Source organism: Streptomyces sp. NPDC040622, from assembly GCF_055593965.1.
Map to the genome: position 1 here is coordinate 390,863 of NZ_JBVIXD010000005.1, position 19,656 is coordinate 410,518.

General features: G+C 73.4%; 15 protein-coding genes. 10 read left to right on the forward strand and 5 right to left on the reverse strand.

Features of this window, described 5'->3' with window-relative positions; genetic code table 11:
* Positions 1–276 precede the first annotated feature (276 nt).
* The 8 genes from ACZ592_RS16480 (at position 277) to ACZ592_RS16515 (ending at position 10,235) form a co-directional block, all read left to right on the forward strand.
* Positions 277–1,431 (forward strand): glycosyltransferase family 2 protein, encoded by a 1,155-nt coding sequence (locus ACZ592_RS16480; RefSeq protein WP_471582231.1) that lies wholly within the window; start codon positions 277–279, stop codon positions 1,429–1,431.
* Entirely contained in the window at positions 1,421–2,677 is a 1,257-nt protein-coding gene (locus ACZ592_RS16485) for a hypothetical protein (RefSeq protein WP_471582232.1), read from the forward strand. Before ACZ592_RS16480 ends, ACZ592_RS16485 begins: the two co-directional genes overlap by 11 nt.
* Positions 2,678–2,726: 49 nt before the next feature.
* Positions 2,727–3,383 carry a GTP cyclohydrolase II gene (locus ACZ592_RS16490; protein WP_471582233.1) on the forward strand — a complete coding sequence of 219 codons (657 nt, stop codon included), beginning with the start codon at positions 2,727–2,729 and terminating at the stop codon, positions 3,381–3,383.
* Positions 3,380–4,717, forward strand: a complete 1,338-nt coding sequence (locus ACZ592_RS16495) for an MFS transporter (protein WP_471582234.1) — start codon at positions 3,380–3,382, stop codon at positions 4,715–4,717. Before ACZ592_RS16490 ends, ACZ592_RS16495 begins: the two co-directional genes overlap by 4 nt.
* Before the next feature lie 77 nt (positions 4,718–4,794).
* Positions 4,795–6,474 carry a WD40 repeat domain-containing protein gene (locus ACZ592_RS16500; RefSeq protein ID WP_471582235.1) on the forward strand — a complete coding sequence of 560 codons (1,680 nt, stop codon included), beginning with the start codon at positions 4,795–4,797 and terminating at the stop codon, positions 6,472–6,474.
* A 60-nt stretch (positions 6,475–6,534) separates the two neighbouring features.
* Positions 6,535–7,284, forward strand: coding sequence for a class I SAM-dependent DNA methyltransferase (locus ACZ592_RS16505; RefSeq protein ID WP_471582236.1), 750 nt, complete (start codon positions 6,535–6,537; stop codon positions 7,282–7,284).
* A gap of 82 nt (positions 7,285–7,366) precedes the next feature.
* A complete protein-coding gene (locus ACZ592_RS16510) occupies positions 7,367–8,653 on the forward strand; it encodes an extracellular solute-binding protein (RefSeq protein ID WP_471582237.1) in 1,287 nt (428 codons plus the stop codon).
* Between the two features lie 358 nt (positions 8,654–9,011).
* The gene (locus ACZ592_RS16515; RefSeq protein WP_471582238.1) at positions 9,012–10,235 is read left to right on the forward strand and encodes a glycosyltransferase family 2 protein; all 1,224 of its coding nucleotides are present in this window, start codon (positions 9,012–9,014) and stop codon (positions 10,233–10,235) included.
* Between the two features lie 59 nt (positions 10,236–10,294).
* Here ACZ592_RS16515 and ACZ592_RS16520 read toward each other — a convergent pair whose 3' ends face one another.
* The 5 genes from ACZ592_RS16520 to ACZ592_RS16540 form a co-directional block, all read right to left on the reverse strand.
* Complete coding sequence (locus ACZ592_RS16520) at positions 10,295–11,719, reverse strand: MFS transporter (RefSeq protein WP_471582239.1); 1,425 nt, start codon at positions 11,717–11,719, stop codon at positions 10,295–10,297.
* A 103-nt stretch (positions 11,720–11,822) separates the two neighbouring features.
* The gene (locus ACZ592_RS16525) at positions 11,823–13,172 is read right to left on the reverse strand and encodes a protein kinase domain-containing protein (protein WP_471582240.1); all 1,350 of its coding nucleotides are present in this window, start codon (positions 13,170–13,172) and stop codon (positions 11,823–11,825) included.
* Between the two features lie 16 nt (positions 13,173–13,188).
* The gene (locus tag ACZ592_RS16530; protein ID WP_471582241.1) at positions 13,189–14,085 is read right to left on the reverse strand and encodes a protein phosphatase 2C domain-containing protein; all 897 of its coding nucleotides are present in this window, start codon (positions 14,083–14,085) and stop codon (positions 13,189–13,191) included.
* A complete protein-coding gene (locus ACZ592_RS16535; protein ID WP_471582467.1) occupies positions 14,082–14,741 on the reverse strand; it encodes a vWA domain-containing protein in 660 nt (219 codons plus the stop codon). The genes ACZ592_RS16530 and ACZ592_RS16535 overlap by 4 nt, the downstream gene beginning before the upstream one ends.
* A 130-nt stretch (positions 14,742–14,871) precedes the next feature.
* Positions 14,872–17,277, reverse strand: coding sequence for a GTPase-associated protein 1-related protein (locus ACZ592_RS16540; protein ID WP_471582242.1), 2,406 nt, complete (start codon positions 17,275–17,277; stop codon positions 14,872–14,874).
* A 213-nt stretch (positions 17,278–17,490) separates the two neighbouring features.
* Between ACZ592_RS16540 and ACZ592_RS16545 the strand changes: the two genes are divergently transcribed.
* Positions 17,491–18,324 (forward strand): alpha/beta fold hydrolase, encoded by an 834-nt coding sequence (locus ACZ592_RS16545; protein WP_471582243.1) that lies wholly within the window; start codon positions 17,491–17,493, stop codon positions 18,322–18,324.
* On the forward strand, positions 18,321–19,646 hold the full coding sequence (locus ACZ592_RS16550) for a cytochrome P450 (RefSeq protein ID WP_471582244.1): 1,326 nt from the start codon (positions 18,321–18,323) through the stop codon (positions 19,644–19,646). The genes ACZ592_RS16545 and ACZ592_RS16550 overlap by 4 nt, the downstream gene beginning before the upstream one ends.
* The last annotated feature ends 10 nt before the right edge of the window (positions 19,647–19,656 follow it).

Genomic DNA, 19,656 nt, shown 5'->3' on the forward strand with positions numbered 1-19,656 from the left:
GCCCCTCCGCCCCGCATTCATGGTTGACAGGAAGTTGAACCGTGGTGCTAGATTGCCGAGGCACTGGGGGACGGCTTTGCCTTTTCATGGGTCGCGCCGGTTCTTTCACGACCCCCTTCGCATTTCTATTCTTTTTGTCGGCGAAGCATTTCTTCTCTCGCGGAAGGAAATGAAAGTGCCTTCTTCTCGCTTACGCAGAAGTCCTTCTGTGGACTTTCCGGTGCCGACGGTGCGGGCGACACGGGCCCTGCCCGCGTACGTGAAGCCGGCGCGCGTATGACCGACATCCTGGTGCCCACCTGGCCGGTGTCCCCGTACGCGGCGGACCGGCCGCCCGCGCGGTGGCGGCCCACCCGGCGGCTGACGCTGCTGATGCCCTTCTACCGCGAGACGGAAGCCACGCTCACCCGCTCGGCGCGCGCCGTCGCGGCGCTGGACTACCCCCCGGAACTGCTCCAGGTGCGGTGGCTCGTCGAGGACGGGCCCGGCGGCGCCGAGGACTTCGAACGGGCGGTACGGGTACGGGCGGCCGTGGACCGGCCCGACCTCGACTGGGACATCCTGCGCCTTGCGAGCATGAGTCCCAAGGGCACCGCGCTCAACCACGCCTTTCCGCACGCCGACGGCGAGGTCATCGCCATCGTGGACGCGGATGTCGTCCCCGGACCCGGCCAACCCGCCGAAGCCGTCTGGGCGTTGGAGCAGGACCACGCGCTGGTGCAGGCCGACGAGGTCAGCGAGCGCGGGGACCGGCTCGCCGCCCGCGTCAAGGCGGCCGAGGACGCGGTGTGGCAGGCCTCCGTGCGCGGACTGGCCCGGGCGGCCGGGGTGCACGTGGTCGCCGGAAGTTCCGTCTACGCCTGGGCGTCCACCTGGGACCGGGTGCGTCCCATCCGCTCGGACGACGTCGAGGAGTCCTACCACTGGTCGCTGCAGCTGATGGCCCACGGCGTCCGCACCGGCTTCCTGCGCACGCCGTCCGGCGTCAGCGCCACCGACGACGTCGGCGCGGCCCTGCGCCAGCGGGCCCGTTGGACGCGCGGACAACTGCGGGCCGTCGCCGTGAACTGGCCCGGACTCTCCGCACGCGGACGGGTCCTGGGCGCGGTCACCGTCGGCAGCCTCGCCGCCAGGGCCGCGCTGCCGGCTCTCGTCGCCGCCTCCGCGGTGTCCCCGCGGGCCCGCAAGGCGGCCGCGGGCCTGCTGCTCGCGGACGCGCTGTGCGTCCTGGGCGCACGCCGAAGCGCCGAGTACCGCGACCGCGCGGACGGCCTCGCCTGGGCGCTGGTCGTGCCCTGGCACCTCGTCGGTTCCGTGTCGGTGTACCGCGCGCTCTGGGAGTGGGCGCGGGGCGAGCGGGGCTGGCACAGCGTCCGCGCCGTCACGGAGGCCGGGAGCGCGGGACCGGAGGTGCGCCCCCATGACCGGTGAGCTCACCGATGCCGCGCCCACCGCGTCCCGCGTCGTGATCAGTGCCGCGGTGATGGCCCATCCCCGCAGGAAGGCCGAGGCCGCGGAGCTGGCGCACGCGCTGCGCCGGTGGCGGACCGACGTCGCCCACGACCCGCGCCCGGACGGCCCGCCCACCACCTTGCGCACCGCGTGGGCCGCCTGGGGCGCGATCCGCCCCGATGCGACCCACCACCTGGTGCTCCAGGACGACGTGGAGCTGTGCCAGGACTTCGTCGAGCGCGTCGAGTCGGCGGTCCGCGAACACCCGGACACGCCCCTGGCGTTCTACGCGAACTGGGACTCGTGGAACGGGGCGGCGACCCGGGCCGCCGCGCTCGGCGCCGAACGCTGGGTGCCCGCCGTGCCCGGCGAGTGGATACCGACGCTTGCCCTGCTCCTGCCGAGGCGGGACGTGACGGCCCTGCTGTCGGCCACGCACACCGACGAGGCGCGGCCCGAACCCGACGACGTGGTCCTCGCCCGCGAACTGGCCGCGCGGGGACGGCAGGTGCTGATCTCCGTGCCGCACCTGGTCGAGCACGCGGGACAGCCCAGCCTCATCGGCAACGACGCCTACGGGCCCCGGCACTCGGCGTGTTTCGCCGACGACGTGGCCGGTCCGGGGCACCGTACGAGCGCCGTCAGGACCGGGGCGGGGGGTGCCGGAACCGGTCCGGCGGACGGCCGGATCCGGCTGCCCGACGTCCTCGTCCACCGGCTGCGCGGGCGGGCCCACGTCGTCCTCACCGGCCGGGGAGGGGCCGGAGGGGCCCACGAGCTCCCGGACGGCGAGCCGCGCTTCGTCCCCCTGCGGACGTACCTCGAAGAGACCGGCATGGCCGAGCGCAGCCTCGCGCACTGGAACGCGGCGCGCACCGCGGTGCAGACCCCCGACGGCCTGTTCTGGCTGTGCGAGGAAATCTGGTACTGCGCCTACCTGTTGGGGGCACACACCACCCACCTCCACGGCCCGCCGCCGCCCCGGCTCGTACGGGTGGCACTGCGCAGCCTGGTCCTCGGTGGCACGGCGCTGCCCGCCTCGCAGCGCCGGTGGACCGAGCAGCACGCGGCCATGCTGACGACCCTGGCCGGACGTGGTTTCACCGCGGGCCTCGACGACCGCCGCACCGGCGGGCCGCCGCGCCCGCTCCCTGCCGATCGGCTCGCCTCCCTTCCCGCGGCCCACCGGATCTGGCAGGACCCGTCACTCGCGGACGCCGCGTGACCGGACGGTTCCCCGCACATGACCAGCACGACACCGTATGGAGAATGCGATGACCACTGCTGTACCTGCCGGCGAGACCCCCCGGACCGACGTGCCGCACTGCGCGGTCCGTGCCGAAGTGACCGTGCCGGTGGACACCGGCGCCGGTCCCGTGACGGCCCGCATGACGACCTTCTCCGGCCTGCACGACGGCCGCGAGCACCTGGCGCTGATCTTCGGCGACGCCCCCACGCCCGCCCCGATGGTGCGGGTGCACTCCGAGTGCCTCACCGGGGACGTCTTCGGGTCAGGACGCTGTGACTGCGGCCCCCAACTCCAGGAAGCCATCACCCTGTTGGCGGAGAACGGCGGCATCCTGCTGTATCTGCGGCAGGAGGGCCGGGGCATCGGCCTGTACAACAAGCTCGATGCCTACCTGTTGCAGGACGGGGGCCTGGACACCTTCGAGGCCAACCGCGAGCTGAGCTTCGAGGCGGACCTGCGGGACTACCGGGTCGCCGCCCAGATGCTCAAGGCGCTCGACGTCCCCGCCATCCGCCTCCTCACCAACAACCCCGACAAAGCTCTGCAGTTGACCGCGAGCGGCATTTCCGTGAAGGAGTCGATCCCCACCGGGGTCTTCCTGCACAACAGCAACCGGCGCTACATCGAGGCCAAGGTCCAGGCGGGCCACCGCATCGTACTGACGGGCGCGGCCAAGGCATGACGTCCCCAGCGCCCCCGGACAGCGCGGCCGGGCAGTGGCGCCGACGGCTGGGGCTCCCTGACCTGACAGGGCACGGGCGCATCGTGGTGGCCACGTCCCTGGACACCTTCGGCGTGGGGATGTTCATCCCGCTGTCGTTCCTCTTCTTCCTGCTCAGCACCGACCTCACGGTGGCGCAGGTGGGCTGGGGGACGAGCGTGGCCACGCTCCTGTCGATCCCCTTCGCGCCGGTGGCGGGGAGCGCCGTGGACCGCTGGGGTCCGCGCGCCTGCCTCGTCGCCAACAACGTGCTGGCCGCCGTCGGTTACCTCTGCTACCTCCTGGTCGACTCGCTGCCCGCCCTGGTGGCGAGCATGCTCGTGGTGCTCGCCGCGGAGCGCCTGTACTGGGCGTCCTGGCCGGCCTTCGTCGCCGACCTCGCCCAGGGCGCCGAGCTGGACCGCTGGTACGCCTTCACCGCGGCGGGCAAGAACGCGAGCATCGCGCTCGGCGGCGCGGTCGGCGGTTCCGTCCTGGCCACCGGCTGGTCCGGGGCGCCCGTGCTCATCGTCGTCCTCAACGCGGGCACGAGCGTGCTCACGGCCCTGCTGTTCCTGCGGCCCGCGGAGCCGCGTCGGCCGCGGCCGCACGCGGACGAGGCGGAGGCGGCACCGCGGCCACCCGCCGAACCGGACGCCCGCCCGACCCCCACTGAGGCCGAGGAGGCGGGCTGGGGAACGATCCTCCGTGACCGGGTGCTGCTCTGCCTGCTCGCCTCCCAGGCCGCGCTCACCTTCGGCTGGCTCATCCCCACCGTCATCCTGCCGGTCTACCTGGTGGAGGTGCAGGACCTGCCCGCCTGGCTGCCGTCCACCACCCTGATGCTCAGCTCGCTGCTCATCGTCGGGGGCCAGACGTACGTCACCAGCCGGCTCGTCGCCGTCGGGCGCGGCCGGGTCATCTCCTGGGCGGCGGTCCTGATCCTGGGCGCCGTCGCGCTGCTCGCCGCGGTGCCTGCCGCCGGCGGGCGGACGGTGATCGCGATCGTGATCGTGGCGGTCGCGCTGTTCACCGCGGGCCAGATGACCGCGACCCCGGCCGCCGTCGCGCTGTCCGCGACCGCGGGACCGCCGCGGGCGCGCGGCCGGTTCCTCGCCCTGTTCAACCTCACCTGGACGCTGTCCGCGGTGACCGGGCCCGCGCTCGTCGGGGCCCTGGTCGAGCGGCACACCGCGGTCCTGTGGGCCGTCCTCGCGGCGCTCGTCGCGCTGGGCGGGCTCGGCTACCGGTTCACCGGACGGCTGGCGCCCGACCTGCTCGGCAGCCCGCGCGCCCAAGAACTCACCACCTCCTGACCGCACCGTCTCCTGACCCATCTCCCGCACCTCTGCGCCCTGCATCAGCCGCCCCGTACGAGGAAGAGGAACAACCCATGATTCGCCACTACGGTCCCATCAGCGGCGTCGCCACCCACGGCACGCGGTACGTCGCGACGGCCGGCTACGACAACCAGCTGATCCTCTGGGACGCGGCGACCAAGCAGCCGCTCACCCGGGTCAACCACGACCACCTGGTCAACCAGACGTCGTTCAGCCCCGACGGCCGCTTCCTCGTCAGCTCGTCCAGCGACTACTCGGCCCGCCTGTGGTCGCTCCCCGACCTGAACCTGGTCGCGGTGCTCTCCGACCACAAGGACGACGTCGAGATGTCGGTGTTCCACCCGACGAAGGAGCTGATCGCCACCGCGTCCCGCGACCACAACGTCCGCGTGTACGACTTCACCGGCACGCTGGTCACCACGTTCGAGGGGCACACCGCGGACGTCATCTCGGTCGAATGGGTCGCGGGCGCCGACGAGTTGGTGTCGTCGAGCGACGACGGAACCATCAAGCGCTGGTCCCTGGGGAGCGGCGGCATGATCGGCGACGTCGACCTGGCGGGCGTCGAGACCGACACCGTCGCCATCACCCGCGCGGGGGTGATCTACGCGGGCAACGACGAGGGCGAGATCATCGTCATCACCGGTGAGCGGACCGAGACCCGCCCCGCCCACGAGGCCGGCATCAAGCGCCTGGTCTACAACGCCGAGCGCGACCTCCTCGTGAGCCTCAGCTACGACCGCACCCTGCGGGTGTGGGACACCTCCCAGGACCTCACCCAGGTCGCCGAGGCCTCGCTGCCCTCCGACGTCTGGCCGCGCTCCTGCGCCTTCCTCGACAGCGACACCCTCGCCTTCGCCACGTTCGGCTCCTCGTACGCGACGTACCGCATCGGCGCCGGCGAGTGGGACCTCGACGGCGTGGAGCAGACCCCCTGCGTCAACGCGGTCACCGTGGCCGAGGGCCGGACGCTGACCATCGGCGACGCCGGCGTGCTGTGGATCGACGGGGTGCGGCACAGCGAGACGGGCAGCCTGTGCAACTTCCTCACCCCGGCCGCCGGGCGGGTGTTCACCGGCGGGCAGATGGGCAAGGTCTTCGACGCGCTGACCGGCGAGGTGCTGTACCAGCACCGCTCGCCGCTGAACTGCGGCGCCGCCTTCGAACGGAACGGCGTCCCGCACGTCGTCATCGGTGCGTACACCGGTGAGGGCATCGTCCTCTCCGTCGCCGCCGACGGCTCCGTCCGGCACGAGGCGACGCTCCAGCTGCACCAGAACGCCGTCAAGGGCGTCTCCGTCTCCGACGGCCGGATCTTCTCCGTGTGCGCCGACGCGAGCACCACCTGGTTCTCCATCGACGACCTGACCCAGGTCCACCACGTCCCCGAGGCGCACGACCGCATCGCCAACGGCTGCGCGCCGCTGTCCGGCGGCGACTTCGCCAGCGTGAGCCGCGACTACAAGCTGCGGCTGTGGCGCGGCTTCGAGCCCACGGTGGTCGCCACGCCGCACGACCACTCCATCAAGTGCGTCGCCGCCTCCTCCGACGGACGGTACGTCGCCACCGGTTCGTACCACGGCCTGGTCGCGGTCTACGACGTGGTGGAGGAGTCCTGGAGCACGATCACCCGGGTCACCACCGCGGGCATCTCCTCGCTGTTCCACGACGCCGCCTCGGAGCGCTTCCTGGCCGGCTCGTACGACGGCCGCGTCTACCACGTGTCCCACTGAACCGCGTCCGCCGGACGACGAACCGCATCCGCCGGGCAGAACAGGAAGAGGCAGATACCCATGTCCACCGCGGCCTTCGACTACGGACCCGATTTCTACGACGCGGCCGAGGTCTTCCCGCGCTACCAGGAGACCCGGACCGTCACCGACGAGGGGAACGCCACCCTCGAAGCGCCGTACGTCCTGTCCTTCCTCGGTGATCTGCGGGGGCGTGCGCTGCTCGACCTCGGCTGCGGGGACGGCACGTTCGGCCAGTCGGCGCTGCGGGCCGGCGCGGCCCGCTACCACGGCATCGACGGCAGTGAGCGGATGCTCGCGGCAGCGGCGGAACGGCTGGCCCCGGACACGCTGGAGCGCGCCGACCTCAGCACCTGGACGTGCCGTGAGCCGGGGGCGTGGGACCTGGTCACCGCCCGCATGGTGGTGCACTACCTGGACGACCTCCCGGCGCTGCTGCGGGAGGTCCGCACGGCCCTGGCGCCCGGCGGGCGGTTCGTCCTGTCCGCCGAGCATCCGGTGGTGACCTGCGCCTACGACGGTGACTTCCGCGACGGCGTGCCGTCCGAGATGCGGGTGCGCGGCTACTTCGACGAGGGGGCGCGCGCCTGCGAGTGGCTCGACTCCTCGGTGCGCAAGGTGCACCGGACCGTCGAGTCGTACGTCCGTGACCTGCTGGCGGCCGGGCTCACCCTCACCGGGCTGTCCGAGGGGCGTCCCGTGCCGGACAACTTCCAGGACCCCGCGGTCTGTTCGGCGCGAAGGGCCGTCCCCATGTACCTCACGCTCCGGGCGGAGAAGCCGGCCTCCTGACGGCCCCTCGAGGCCCCCTTGCCCTCTTTCGACAAGGAACCGAATGATCAGACGTACCAGACGTACCAGACGTGTCCGATACGTGGGAGCGCTCGCGGCCTCCGTGCTGCTGACCCTCCTCGCCCCGAACGCGTCGGCCGCACCGGCGGACGAGGCACCCCAGCGCCTGCGGGTGTGGCTGATGTGGGGCTCGGTGCCGGCCCCCGTGGTGGACCGGCTCGTCGACGAGTTCGAGGCCGCGCACCCCGGTGTCGAGGTGGACGTCGAGCTGCAGAGCTGGGTCGGCATCCAGGAGCGTCTCGAAACCGCGCTCGCCTCCGACGAGACGCCCGACGTGGTGGAGGCCGGCACCACCACGACGCCCTCGCTCGCCTCCGCGGACCTGCTCGAGGACCTCAGCGCGCGCGCCGACGAGCTGGGCTCCAAGGAGTGGATCCCGTCGCTGCGCGAGTCGGGCAGCTGGCAGGAGCGGCAGTACGGGGTGCCGCTGTACGCCGCGTCCCGCGTCGTGATCTACCGCAAGGACCTGTTCGCGAAGGCCAAGCTCAAGGTGCCCCGTGACCAGCGGGAGTGGCTGCGCACCACGCGGGCCCTCGACCGGTCGCAGCGGCGCGATCCCGGCTTCCAGCCGCTCTACCTGCCGGGCCAGAACTGGTACGTGCTCTCCGGCCTGCTGCACGACCGGGGCGGCCGGCTCGCCACGTACGACGGCGGGCGCTGGCACGGCGGGCTCACCGGCTCCGGCGCCGCGTCGGCGCTGAAGTACTACCGCACGCTCCAGTCGCTCTCGCAGGCCCCGAAGGACCAGGACGAGGCGCACCCGCTGCAGTACGAGGAGCTGGCGAAGGGGCAGGTCGGGCAGTTGGTCGGGCTGCCCTGGGAGCTGGCCGACGCCGAGCGGATCAATCCGGAGCTCAAGGGGAAGCTGGGCATGTTCCCGGTGCCGGGCCTCTCGAAGGACCGGCCGGGCAGTGTCTTCCTCGGCGGTTCGAACGTCGCGGTGTCGGCCCGCAGCGAGCAGCCGGAACTCGCGACGGACTGGGTGTCCCGGATCAGCGGCCCCACGGCCCAGAAGCTCATCGCGGAGACCAACGGCATGCTGCCCAACCGGCTCTCGCTGGTGCAGGACATCGCCAGCCCGGTCGTCAAGGTCCAGGCGCAGGCCGCCGCGAACGGGCACACCACTCCGGTCGACCCGCGCTGGCCGCTGGTGGAGGCCGAGCCGAACCCGCTCAAGACGCTCCTCACCGAGGTGCTCACCGGCTCTCCGGTGAAGGCGGCGGGGCGGCGTGCGAACGGAGTCGTCGAGGAGCGGATGAACGGGGCCTCACGGACGCGTGGCCGCGGCTCGCTCGACCGACGCCACTGAGCGGACCACGGGAATCCCCGGGTGACGGCCCGCCGCTCCACACGGAGTCCGGCAGTCCGTCACCCGGGTCACTCGCACGCCCGGAATCCCCAAGGAAAAGAGCTCGGCTCTCTTTACGAGAAGTTCCGGCAGCGGGCCGTTCCTTCCCGTCCATTGACAGCCCGGTAAACCCGTTCCTAGGGTCACAGCGAATTCGGCGACATCCTGGAACAGCGGCACTGGGGGGATTCGGCAAACGGATCCGCCCCTTCGGTTCCGATGCTCCCGACCAGCCTCATCGGCGCCCCGCACCATGGTGTCCGCGAACAGCGGACGACGGAGTACGACCTCACCGACCGCCGCCGACAGGAGCAGACCTGTGCCGACACCGACCGAGTCCACCGAACCCGACGCCATCGACCGGCTCGCCGAACGCCTCACCGCCTACGCCGTGCTGGCCCACGACCCGGCCGTGCCCGCCATCGCCGCCGACTACTGGGCCAAGAGCGAGCACCACTACCGCACGGTCGACGCCGCGCTCGCCGCCTTCGTCGCCGGGGACACCGGTACGGCCCGGGCCGCCGGGGCCGCCGGGGCCGCGTACGAGAAGGTCCTCACCGACCCCACCCACGCCGGGGCGCAGCTCGCCCTGCGCGCGGAACTGTCCGCGTCTCTCGGCGAACACCCCGTGCGGCGGGCGGCGTTGGCGACCGCGGTGACGGAGGCCGACCGGCACATCTGGATCGACTACCACCTCGGCGCCGACTACACCCCGGCGCCGCCCACCCCGTCCGCGGCACCCGTCGCCCGGTCGCGGACCGACGCCGCGGGCGTCCAGGTGGTGATCCCCTTCCGGGACCGGGCGGGCGGGACACGGACCCGCAACCTGCTCGCCTGCCTGCGCGCCCTGGCCGACCAGGAGGGCGGGCCCGGCCACCGGGTCACGGTGGTGGAGACCGACAGCGAGCCCCGCACCCGCGAGGCCCTGGCGGGCGTCGCGGACCGGTATGTCTTCGCCCGCAAGGACGGCCTGTTCAACAAGGCGTGGGCGGTCAACGTCGGCGTGGTCGAGGCGACGCGGGACGCGGGGGGCGAGGCCGCGTACGTGTGCGTCCTGGACGCCGACATCCTCGTCGACCGGCACTTCGTCGCCCGCAACACGGCACGCCTTCGCGACGACGGGCACGGCTCCCATCTGCCGTTCCGCTGGTCGCTCTCGCTCGACGCGCCGTCCACGCTGTGCGCCGTCGGGCTGCGCAACGACGCGGGCGCCGCCGACGTGCCCCCGTCGGTGCTGCGCGGCCTGCTGCTGCGGGAGCCGCCCGGCGGCTGCGTCTGGCTGCGCACCGACGTCTTCCACGCGGTGGGCGGCTTCGACGAGCGGTACGAGGGCTGGGGCGGCGAGGACGACGACGTGGTCGCCCGGCTCGGCGCCGCCGCGCCGTTCCGCCGTTACGACGACGCGCTGCTGCATCTCGACCACCCCCGGCCGGAGATGACGCGGGACGACGGTGAGCCCTTCAACGCCCACATCGAGCTGGGGAGTTGGACCCGCGATCACGGGTACGGCGATCCGGACAAGTTCGCCGGTGTGACTGTCTGAGGCGCCCGAGGCACCCGAGGCGCCTGAGACACCCAAGTCACCCGAGGCCTCGGAGCCGCTCACAGAGGCGCGAGGTTCTTCTTCTCCTCCGTCTGCGGCAGCGCGATCCTGCGGGCTATCGGACCTGCCGCGGCGGCCACCGCGAAGGCGGTGGCGAACACGGCGGCGAAGGCCGCGGTGTCCTCCCCGGCGCGTACGTGCGCCAGGTTGAACAGGGCGCCGCACAGGACGACGAGCAGCACGCTGGCCAGGCTGTCGGACAGCTGCAACGAGGCGGAGTTGCGGCCCTGTTCGTCGGTCGGCGAGTGTTCGAGGGTGAGGACCCCGACGCCCGGGAGCAGCAGCCCCATCCCGAAGCCGGCCACCACCAGGCCGGCGGCGACGGTCACCGCGGGCATGGCGCGCAGGGTGCCGCTCAGCGTCAGGGCCGCACCCGCGCCGTGGATCAGCGCGCCGGCGAGGACGACCCGCTCGCGCGGCCACCGCAGTCGCGGGCGGCCCTGCAGCCAGGAGGCGGCGAACCAGGTGAGCGCCGCCCCGGTGAGCGACATGCCCGCCGTCCCCGGCGACCACCGGCGTTCGTTGACGAGCATCAGCGGGATGTAGGTCTCGACGGTGAAGTACGCGCCCGCCGCGACGCCGCGCAGCAGCACCAGCGCCGGGATGCCGCGCCGTGCGCGCAGGGTGCCCGGGGGCAACAGCGTCCGCAGCCGGGCGGCCAGGAGGACAAGCCCGAGGGCCGCCGCCGGCAGCCGGAAGGGGGCCGACGGGGTGCCCGCGTACTGCAGGAGACCCGCGCCGAGCGCCACCGCGAGCGCGGGCACGAGCCGCAGCCCGGCCGCGGGACCGGCACTCCCCTCGCCCTCACCCCCCTCGGTGTCCTCCTCCCCGCCGCCGGGCCGCAGCCGTGACAGCGGGCGGGCGAGCAGGACGAGGGCGAGCACGCCGAGGGCGGCGATCCCGTGGAACACCCAGTGCCACGAGAAGCGTTCGGCGACGGCTCCCGCGACCGGCGGGCCCACCATGGACGGCAGGATCCAGCACGCGGTGATCAGCGAGAACATGCGCGGCCGCAGCACGGCGGGGTAGGCGCGGCCGACGACCACATAGAGCGCCACGGTCACCGCGCCGCCCCCGAGCCCCTGGACGTAACGGCCCAGCAGGAAGACGGCCGTGGTGGCCGCCGCCCCGGACAGCAGGGCGCCGCCCGAGAAGCAGAGCAGCCCCGCGCAGAGGGCGGGCGCGGGGCCGCGCCGGTCGGCCCAGCCGCCCGCCAGTACGGTGCCGATGACGCCGGTGGTGAGGAATCCGCCGAACGCGAGGGCGTACAGGTCGAGCCCGTCGAGGTCTTGGACGGCGATCGGCATCACCGTGCTCAGCGCGAGTCCGGCGAACGCGACCAGGACGAAGGTGCTGCTCAGTGCGAGCGTGCAGGCCCGGTAGCGGGCGGAGAGCACCCCCGGTGGCGCTGCCGTGCTGGACATGGCGCCCTCCCGGCGGACTCCCCTGCGATGGATCACCGGGAGGCTCGCACAGGCCACCCGTCGCGTCAATCGGCATCCGCGCGCCCCCACCGCGGCCCTGTGGCTACTCCTTGACCACGGCCTCCGTCCCGCCGCCGAACTCGATCAGCAGCCCCGACCGCAGTGCGATCGTCTTGCCCGGGTCCACGTCGCGCACGGTCCCGTCGTCCTTGCGTGCCGTCCACACGGTCGTGGTGCGGTTGGTGAGCCCGAACCTGCCGCGCTGCTGCGGGTGTTCGGTGACTTCGCCGACCACGGCGGTGAAGTCGTGGCGGTCGGGGTCGTCGCGCAGGTGGTGGGCGTAGACGCGGGCGCTCGGGGCGAGCCGGATGCCGCGCCGGGTGCGGAGCGTGCCGGTGCCGGTGACCAGTTCGAGGCGGGGCGGCAGGGTCAGGAGGGTGCGGCACTTCCAGCAGTTGGGGGGCGCGCCGTCGGGCTGGGTCAGGTTCTGCTTGCCGCACTTGCCGCACTGGGTGATGGCGTCGAGCACCTGGCTCAGCGCGTCGCGCCACTGCGACTCGCGCACCCTGAGCGCGGGATTGCGCAGGCCGTCCGTGAACGTGCGGACGAACAGGTCGCGCAGGATCTGCGGCAGCGCGCCCCAGGTCGCCTCGACGGTGGGCTGTTCGCCGGGCACCGGGCGGTTGCGGGTGTCCGTGGGGTCGTAGACGAACACCGGGTCGGTGCCGTACAGCCTGCGCTTGGCGGCCTCGTCCATGCAGCGGATGCTGAGGGCCTGGGCGCCGTTGAACGGGTGGTCGTTCATCAGGAGCAGGAAGAGCAGTACGGCCAGGGAGTGCAGGTCGCTCTGGGTGCCGGGCTCCTTGCCCTTGTCGCCGCGGACCAGCTCGGGCGCCATGAAGTCCATGGTGCCCGCGACGGCGGCCTCGGCGCCCTCCACGACCGCGTTGTCGTTGTCGCAGACCAGGACGTCGCCGGTGACCGGGTCGAAGAAGATGTTGCCCCAGTTGATGTCGCGGTAGGCGATGCCCCGGGAGTGCAGGGCGCGGTAGGCCTCCACGGTGTGCAGCGCCACGGTCACCAGGGTGCGCATCGTCGCGGAGGCCACCGACGGGTCGCGGCGGAAGAGCGCGGGCAGGTCGCAGAAGCGTGCGGGCCGCACGTCCATGAGGTAGCCGAAGCCGGGCTGCTTGCCCTGCGGGTCCATCACGATGGAGCGGGGCCACAGGAAGCGGGGGTCGTCCCACCCCTTGGCGATCAGGCCTTCGAGGATCTCCCGCTGGCGGGCGTCCGCGAGCTGGGGGTAGTACCACTTGACCGCGCGGTCCCCGGTCGGTGTCTGGACGCGGTAGACCTCGCCCTGGCCGCCGGAGCCGAAGAGCTCGGCGACCTTGAGCTTCTCCCCCGACTCGGCCACCAGGGTCTTTCCGGCGGCGAGCATGCCGTTCACCATTCTGTTCCTCTCTGCCCTAACGTTCGTCGCTGCTCGGTGGGGGCACCGCTATGGCGCCCACGAGGGTCGTGTCGTCCCCGGAGAACTTGGCGGCCCGCGCCAGCCAGTCGGGAAGCTGGGCCTGTACGGCCGCCACCCCCTGGTCGGCGGCGCGGTCGCCGAGGCCGGTGGCGAAGTCCAGGAAGCCCTGGTGGTCGGCGAAGCTCTTGGAGAGCCCGTCGGTGGAGAGCAGCACGCACGGCGGCGCGCCGCCGGTGAAGGGCTGCCAGTGCGCCCGCATCTTGCGCCAGGGCTCGGGCTCGCAGAGCGAGTCGGTCTCGTCGCCCATGTCGGGTCCGGTGGAGAGCGGGGTGTGCGGGGTGCCGCGGCCGTCGACGAGCACGATGTCGCCGTCGCCCAACTGCCAGCAGAACAGCGTGTGTTCGGTCAGCACGACGCCGATGAGGGTGCTGCCGTAGGCGGCGAGGTCCGGGGCCGCCGGGCGCTCGCGGGGGCCGGTGCGGGGCGCTGTGGCGAGGGAACGCGCACCGTGGGCGGGCGAGTTGGCCTCGTGCAGCAGGGCGCGCTCGTGCCAGCGGTGGCCCACCTGCTGGGGCAGGCGGCGTGCCTCCTCGCGCAGCGCGGGCCAGCCCGCCGCGTCGTCGCCGACGCGCGCGGCCTCGACGGCGAACGCCAGCGCGTACGCGGCGAACTCCTCGACCGCCCAGCGCGCCCCGAGGTCGCTGCGGAAGTGCGCGGCGCTGCCGTGCCCGTCGGCGACGGCGAGGACGACCGCGCGGCCCCCGGCCACGGACAGGGCCACGCTGCGGTCCTGGCTGTACTTCTTCGCCACTCCCTTGACCGCGCCGCTGAGCAGCTCCCACGGCGTGGGCGCCGCGGGGCCGGATCTGGTCGTCGTCTCCGGTCCGGTCACCAGATGTCGTCTTCGCCCTTGGTCAGCGACGGCACGTCGATCGGTGTCGCGGGCTTCGTGCCGTCGTCGACCTTCGGGGTGGAGGCGTCCTTGACGACCGCGGTGGACATCCAGCGGATGGCGGCGGCGAGCTGGCGGGGGTTCTTCGCCTGCAGGGGCTCCAGCTCGGGGTTGCCGAGGAACTCCTTGAGCATGCTCTTGTCCGCGTCGTCGCCGATGGCGACGGCGACGCGGACGGCGCGCTTGCCCCACGGCGTACCGTCGATGGCGCGAAGCCCGGCCCGCCAGTCGTCGGTGGGCTGGCCGTCGGAGGCGAGGGCGAGCACCGGGGGCAGGGCGCGCTGCGGCATCGGCGGGGTCTGCAGGGCGCCGGCCGCCAGCTTGAACGCGGCGCCCATGTCGGTGCCGCCGTAGATGTGCACGTCCTCCCAGGAGAACTGGTCGACCGGGGTGGGGTCGCTGACGTGCCAGCTCGCCCCGCTGGCGAAGGTGATGGCGCGCACCAGCAGGGACGCGGCGGGGTTGGACTGGGCGGCCTGCTGCATTTCGGGGATGGCCTCGCGGATGGCGAAGTTCAGCTCGCCGATCTTGCCGTTCACGCCCATGGACCCCGAGCAGTCGAGCATCCAGATGAAGTGCACGGGGCGGCTCGCCATACTGCCGCCGGGGAAGTTGTCGACGACGGTCTCGCTGGTGTCGCTCACGCTGGTCCTTTCGTGGGGAGGGGCGGGCGGCCACGGTCGGCGTGCCCGCGTCCCGGTGGTTGACGACGGTGGTGTGCGGCGGTCAGTGGGCCCCCCGCTCGGCGACCCGGTGGCGCCAAGCGGTCCATTCCTGCACGTCCTGTCCCTCGCGCTGCAGGACGGTGGCCACCTGTCCGAGGTGGTGGTGGTCGAGGTGCGCGAGGACGGGCGCGAGGGCCTGGTCGAGCAGTTCGGCGGCGACGGTGCGCCATTCCGCGGTGACGTTGTGCCGTCTCCGGGGCCGCCAGATGTGGTAGTACGCGGCCAGCTCGGCGGGTTTTCCCGGCAGTTCGTGGACCATGCGGTCGCACCGTCCCGCGTCGAGGACCTGGGCGCGGTAGGTGCCGAGCAGGTCGGGGCCCGCGGCGACGAGGATCTGCAGGCCGTGCGCCTCGCACAGGTCGAGCGGGTTGGCCCCGGCGAGGGCGCGGCCCACCCGCTCGTCGACGCCCTTGCGCAGGGCGAGGCCGAGCGGTGACACCTTGCGGTTCAGTTCCCTGAGGCGGCCCACCGAGGCCCTGCTCAGCGGCAGCCTGCCGTCGGCGAGGTCCTGGGCGGTGACGAGGAGGTCGGCGGTGTCGCGGTCCTGGGCGCCCAGCTTGCCGTCGTCGCGCATCTTGCGTGCGAAGTCGACGAGTTCGAGGTCGCAGTGGTCCGGTTCCTTGAGCCAGCCCATGACCCGGCGGCCGAGGTCCGCCTCGACGATGAGGCGGGGCGTGCAGGTGCGGGCCACCCACGACTGTTCGGCGCGGTCCGGCGGGTCGTTGCGCCACACGATGCGCCACAGCAGCCTCAGCGTCCTGACGTCCTCGACCTTCTGGGTGCCGAGGAGTTCGGTGAGCCGCCGGAAGAGTTGGGCGCCCCGCAGCCGGTCCGGGGGGCCGCTCCAGTGCGCGGCGGCGGCCGCCAGGCGGACGGTGAGGGGCGCGTCCTCGATGTGGTGGCGCAGCCAGTCGCCCTGGGGGGAGTTGGCGAGGTCCCGCAGCCGGTCGAGTTTGCGCTCGGTGAACTCGGCGATGAGCAGCCGCAGTACGCGTCGGGTGAAGGGGACCTGGTCGAGCTCGGTCAGGACCTGGGTGGCCCGCGCGCAGTCGCGGGCCCGCTCGGGGTGGAGCAGGGCGTCCGCGAGACGGTTCATGGCGTCGGCGAGCCCGGGGCCGTCGTCGGCCCCGACGGCGAGGGCGAGGCGCAGTGGCTCCGTCCAGGTGTCGATGGGGTCGCGGAGCCGGGCGCGCAGGGCGTCGTCGGCGCGGCCGCCGTACTCCTCGCGCAGCTCCCGCCAGGCGTCCTGGCCGAGCGGAAGCCCTTCGAAGGCGGCCAGGTCGGGCAGGGTGCCGCGGCCGCGGGACGCGTCGAGCCGGTGTTTGACGAGGGCGAGGGCGAGGGGCCGGGCGGCGAGGGCGTGGTCGCCGTCTAGTCCGCGGCAGAGCCGGTCGAGCTCGTCGAGGGTGCGGGCGTCGGCCTCGCCCCTGCGCACGGTGGTGGTGAGGGCGTCGATGACGGCGCGCAGGGACGCGCCGCCGAGTCCCGCGAGTTCGGCGCCGGAGAGCGTGCCCGTACCGGTTCTCTCCGTGGCGCCTCCGGAGATCAGCGGGATGAGCGCGAAGGGGCCTTCCGGCCGGGCCGTCCCGCCGGGTGCGGGGCGCGGCGGATTGCCCGCGAGCCAGCGTTCGGCGGTCAGTCTGGCCCAGGCGTCGGGCTCCACGGGCGGGCTCTCGGGACCGCCCGTGCTGTCGTGCACGCGGTACAGATACTCGAGCGTCGCGTCGTCGGAGCGGTCGAACTCCGCGTCGGGGCCGATGCCGATGAGTTGCTGCGGGGCCCGGCACGGGTCGGTGGTCCAGGTGGTGAATGTCAGTGCGGGCACGTACGCCTCGGGCAGTGAGGCGCAGGCGAGCGCCACCCAGCGGGCCACGGCCTCGGAGTCCTCCTCCACCAGGACGATCTGCCGCCCGGCGGGGTCGTCGAAGAGGCGGCGCACATCGGCGAGGAAGGGCGCGACGCGATCGGCGCGCGCCCGCGCGAACTCGACGAGGATCTCGCGGTCGAAGTGCGCCTCCGGCACCGGAAGTTCGGACTCGACGAATCCGGCGCCGAGCCTCTCACCGGCCTCATCCGCCCCGCCCGCCTCGCCGGTCGGCGGTTCCCAGGCCGTGGAGCGCCAGGTGTCGATGGGCCACACGGGCCCGGGACCCGGGGTGTCGGCGCTCAGGTGCAGTGCCTCCAGGCGCTGTCCCGGGAGGGCGGCGCACAGGAGCCGGCCGCCGTCCGGCAGCAGGCTGTAGCTCAGCTCGGTCCCCGCTCCCATGACGCGCGCGACGACGTCGCTCAACTCGCCGGTGATGTCGTGCCGTTGCTGCTCGGACACGTCGGTGTCCGCGGGGGTCGGACGGAGGATTCCGGTGTTCGGCTCCTGGCCGAGCCGGTAGCTGAGGCGTCGGATGGCCATGCCACATTCTGACCACCCGCGGCACCCGGCCGCAGGCCGTCCGCCAAGTTCACCCCCGTCCCGACGCGCCTCATCCGCACCGGTCGGGCGCGGAGCGCCCGGCGTGCGCCCTTGCGCGGGCCCGTGGTTGGGGACACCGTGGTCACGGTTTCGCACAGCAGGGCCGCGCACCGCACGGCGGCGGCCCGGACCCGGCCGGCGATCGGAGTCGACGTGAGCCCTTTCCTGCTCCCCCACACCCTGCTCGGCGAGGGACCGCACAAGGTGGTCGCGGTCCACGGCTGGTTCGCGGACCGGTCGGCGTACGGGCCGGTGCTCGCGGACCTCGACCTCGACGCGTTCCAGTACGCGCTGGTGGATCTGCGCGGGTACGGCGAGGCCAGGGACGCCGTCGGCTCGTACACCACCAGTGAGGGCGGCGCCGACGTGCTCGACCTCGCCGACCGGCTCGGCTGGGAGCGGTTCTCGCTGATCGGGCACTCCATGGGGGCCGCGGTCGCCCAGCGCGTGCTGGCCGCGGCACCGCACCGGGTGCGCCGCCTCGTGGGCGTCTCCCCGGTGCCCGCCTCCGGGCTTCCGCTGCCCGCCGACCAGTGGGAACTGTTCGCCGCCGCCGCGCACGCCCCGGAGAACCGCCGCACCATCCTCGACATCACCACGGGCGGCGTACGGCCGAGGGCCTGGCTCGACCGGATGGTGCGCCGCTCGCTGGCGGTCAGCGACGCGAAGGCCTTCCGGGCCTGGCTGGACTCCTGGGCGGGCGAGGACTTCCACACCGAGGTCGACGGCTCGCCCGTGGCCGCGCTCGCCGTCACCGGGGCGCTCGACCCGGCGCTCTCCGCCGACCTGATGCGCGGCACGTGGCTGCGCTGGTACCCCCAGGGCGAACTCGCCGAGCTGCCGGGGTCCGGGCACTACGCGATGGACGAGGTGCCCCTCGAACTGATCCGTACGGTGGAGGACTTCCTGCGCGCCGACTGTGCGATCGGCGACGACGCCACGGACATGGGCGGGCTCGCCGGGGGCTCCCTGGGCGGCGCCGCGTGAGCCTGCGCGACGCGCCCCCGCGCACACCGCCCGTGCCCGGTGTCCCCGTGCCCGACGTCTTCGACCCCCGCCTGTACGCCGAAGGCGTCCCGTACGACCGCTACCGCGTGCTGCGCGATCACCACCCCGTGGCGTGGCAGGAGGAGCCCGGGATCCTCGGCTGGCCCGCCGGTCCCGGCTTCTGGGCGGTCACCCGGCACGCGGACGTGGTGCGCGTCCTCAAGGACGCGTCGACGTACTCCTCCTGCCTGGGCGCCACCCAGATCCGCGATCCCGCCCCCGACGACCTGCCGTTCATCCGGCGCATGATGCTCAACCAGGACCCGGCCGGGGCGGACGGCGCGGGTCCCGCCGACCACGGGCGGCTGCGCAGGCTGGTCAGCCGCGCGTTCACGCCGCGCCGGATCGAGCGCTTCGAGGCGCGGGCGCGCGAGCGGGCCCGTACGCTCCTCGCGGACGCCGTGGCGCGAGGGCGCGCCGGTGACGGCACCTTCGACGTCGTCACCGACGTCACCGACGACTACGCGCTGCTCAACCTCGCCGACCTGCTCGGCGTCCCGCCGGCCGACCGGGGTCTCCTGCTGCACTGGACACGGCGGGTGATCGGCTACCAGGACCCGGACGAGGCCGCCGCTCCCGTACTCGGACCCGACGGCGAGCCGCTGAATCCGCGCTCGCCCGCGATGCTGCGCGACATGTTCGCGTACGCGCAGACGCTGGCCGCACACAAGCGCCGGCACGCGGGACCCCCCGCGGACGACGTGCTGACGGCCCTCGCCACCGACCCCGAACTCACCGGACCCGAACTGGAGATGTTCTTCTTCCTCCTCACCGTCGCGGGCAACGACACCGTGCGCGGCGCGGCACCCGGCGGCCTGCTCGCGCTCGCCGGAAGCCCCGGCGAGTACGCGCGGCTGCGCGCCGGCGCGGTCGGCGTCGCGGGCGCCGTGGACGAACTGCTGCGCGCCCACCCGCCGGTGCTCAGCTTCCGTCGGACGGCGGCCCGCGACACGGAACTCGCGGGGACGCGCATCGCCGCCGGGGACAAGGTCGTCGTCTTCCACGCCTCCGCCCACCGGGACGAGCGGGTCTTCACCGACCCGCACCGCCTGGACCTCTCGCGCTCCCCCAATCCGCACGTGGCGTTCGGCGACGGGCCGCACGTCTGCCTGGGCGCCCACTTCGCCCGGCTCCAACTGCGCGTCTTCTACGAGGAATCGGTCCGCGCCCTGCCGGAACTGCGGCTCGCGGCACCGCCCCGGCGCCTGGCCTCGCACTTCATCAACGGCCTCAAGTCGCTGCGCCTGGAGACGCTCGGGTGACCCGCGCCCG

What these genes read in the sequence shown, in the direction of transcription:
- ACZ592_RS16505 (WP_471582236.1), top strand. Translation starts at nt 6,535, where the DNA reads ATGTCCACCGCGGCCTTCGACTACGGACCCGATTTCTACGACGCGGCC.
- ACZ592_RS16520 (WP_471582239.1), bottom strand. Translation starts at nt 11,719, where the DNA reads ATGTCCAGCACGGCAGCGCCACCGGGGGTGCTCTCCGCCCGCTACCGG.
- ACZ592_RS16535 (WP_471582467.1), bottom strand. Translation starts at nt 14,741, where the DNA reads ATGGCGAGCCGCCCCGTGCACTTCATCTGGATGCTCGACTGCTCGGGG.
- ACZ592_RS16500 (WP_471582235.1), top strand. Translation starts at nt 4,795, where the DNA reads ATGATTCGCCACTACGGTCCCATCAGCGGCGTCGCCACCCACGGCACG.
- ACZ592_RS16525 (WP_471582240.1), bottom strand. Translation starts at nt 13,172, where the DNA reads ATGGTGAACGGCATGCTCGCCGCCGGAAAGACCCTGGTGGCCGAGTCG.
- ACZ592_RS16480 (WP_471582231.1), top strand. Translation starts at nt 277, where the DNA reads ATGACCGACATCCTGGTGCCCACCTGGCCGGTGTCCCCGTACGCGGCG.
- ACZ592_RS16490 (WP_471582233.1), top strand. Translation starts at nt 2,727, where the DNA reads ATGACCACTGCTGTACCTGCCGGCGAGACCCCCCGGACCGACGTGCCG.
- ACZ592_RS16485 (WP_471582232.1), top strand. Translation starts at nt 1,421, where the DNA reads ATGACCGGTGAGCTCACCGATGCCGCGCCCACCGCGTCCCGCGTCGTG.
- ACZ592_RS16540 (WP_471582242.1), bottom strand. Translation starts at nt 17,277, where the DNA reads ATGGCCATCCGACGCCTCAGCTACCGGCTCGGCCAGGAGCCGAACACC.
- ACZ592_RS16495 (WP_471582234.1), top strand. Translation starts at nt 3,380, where the DNA reads ATGACGTCCCCAGCGCCCCCGGACAGCGCGGCCGGGCAGTGGCGCCGA.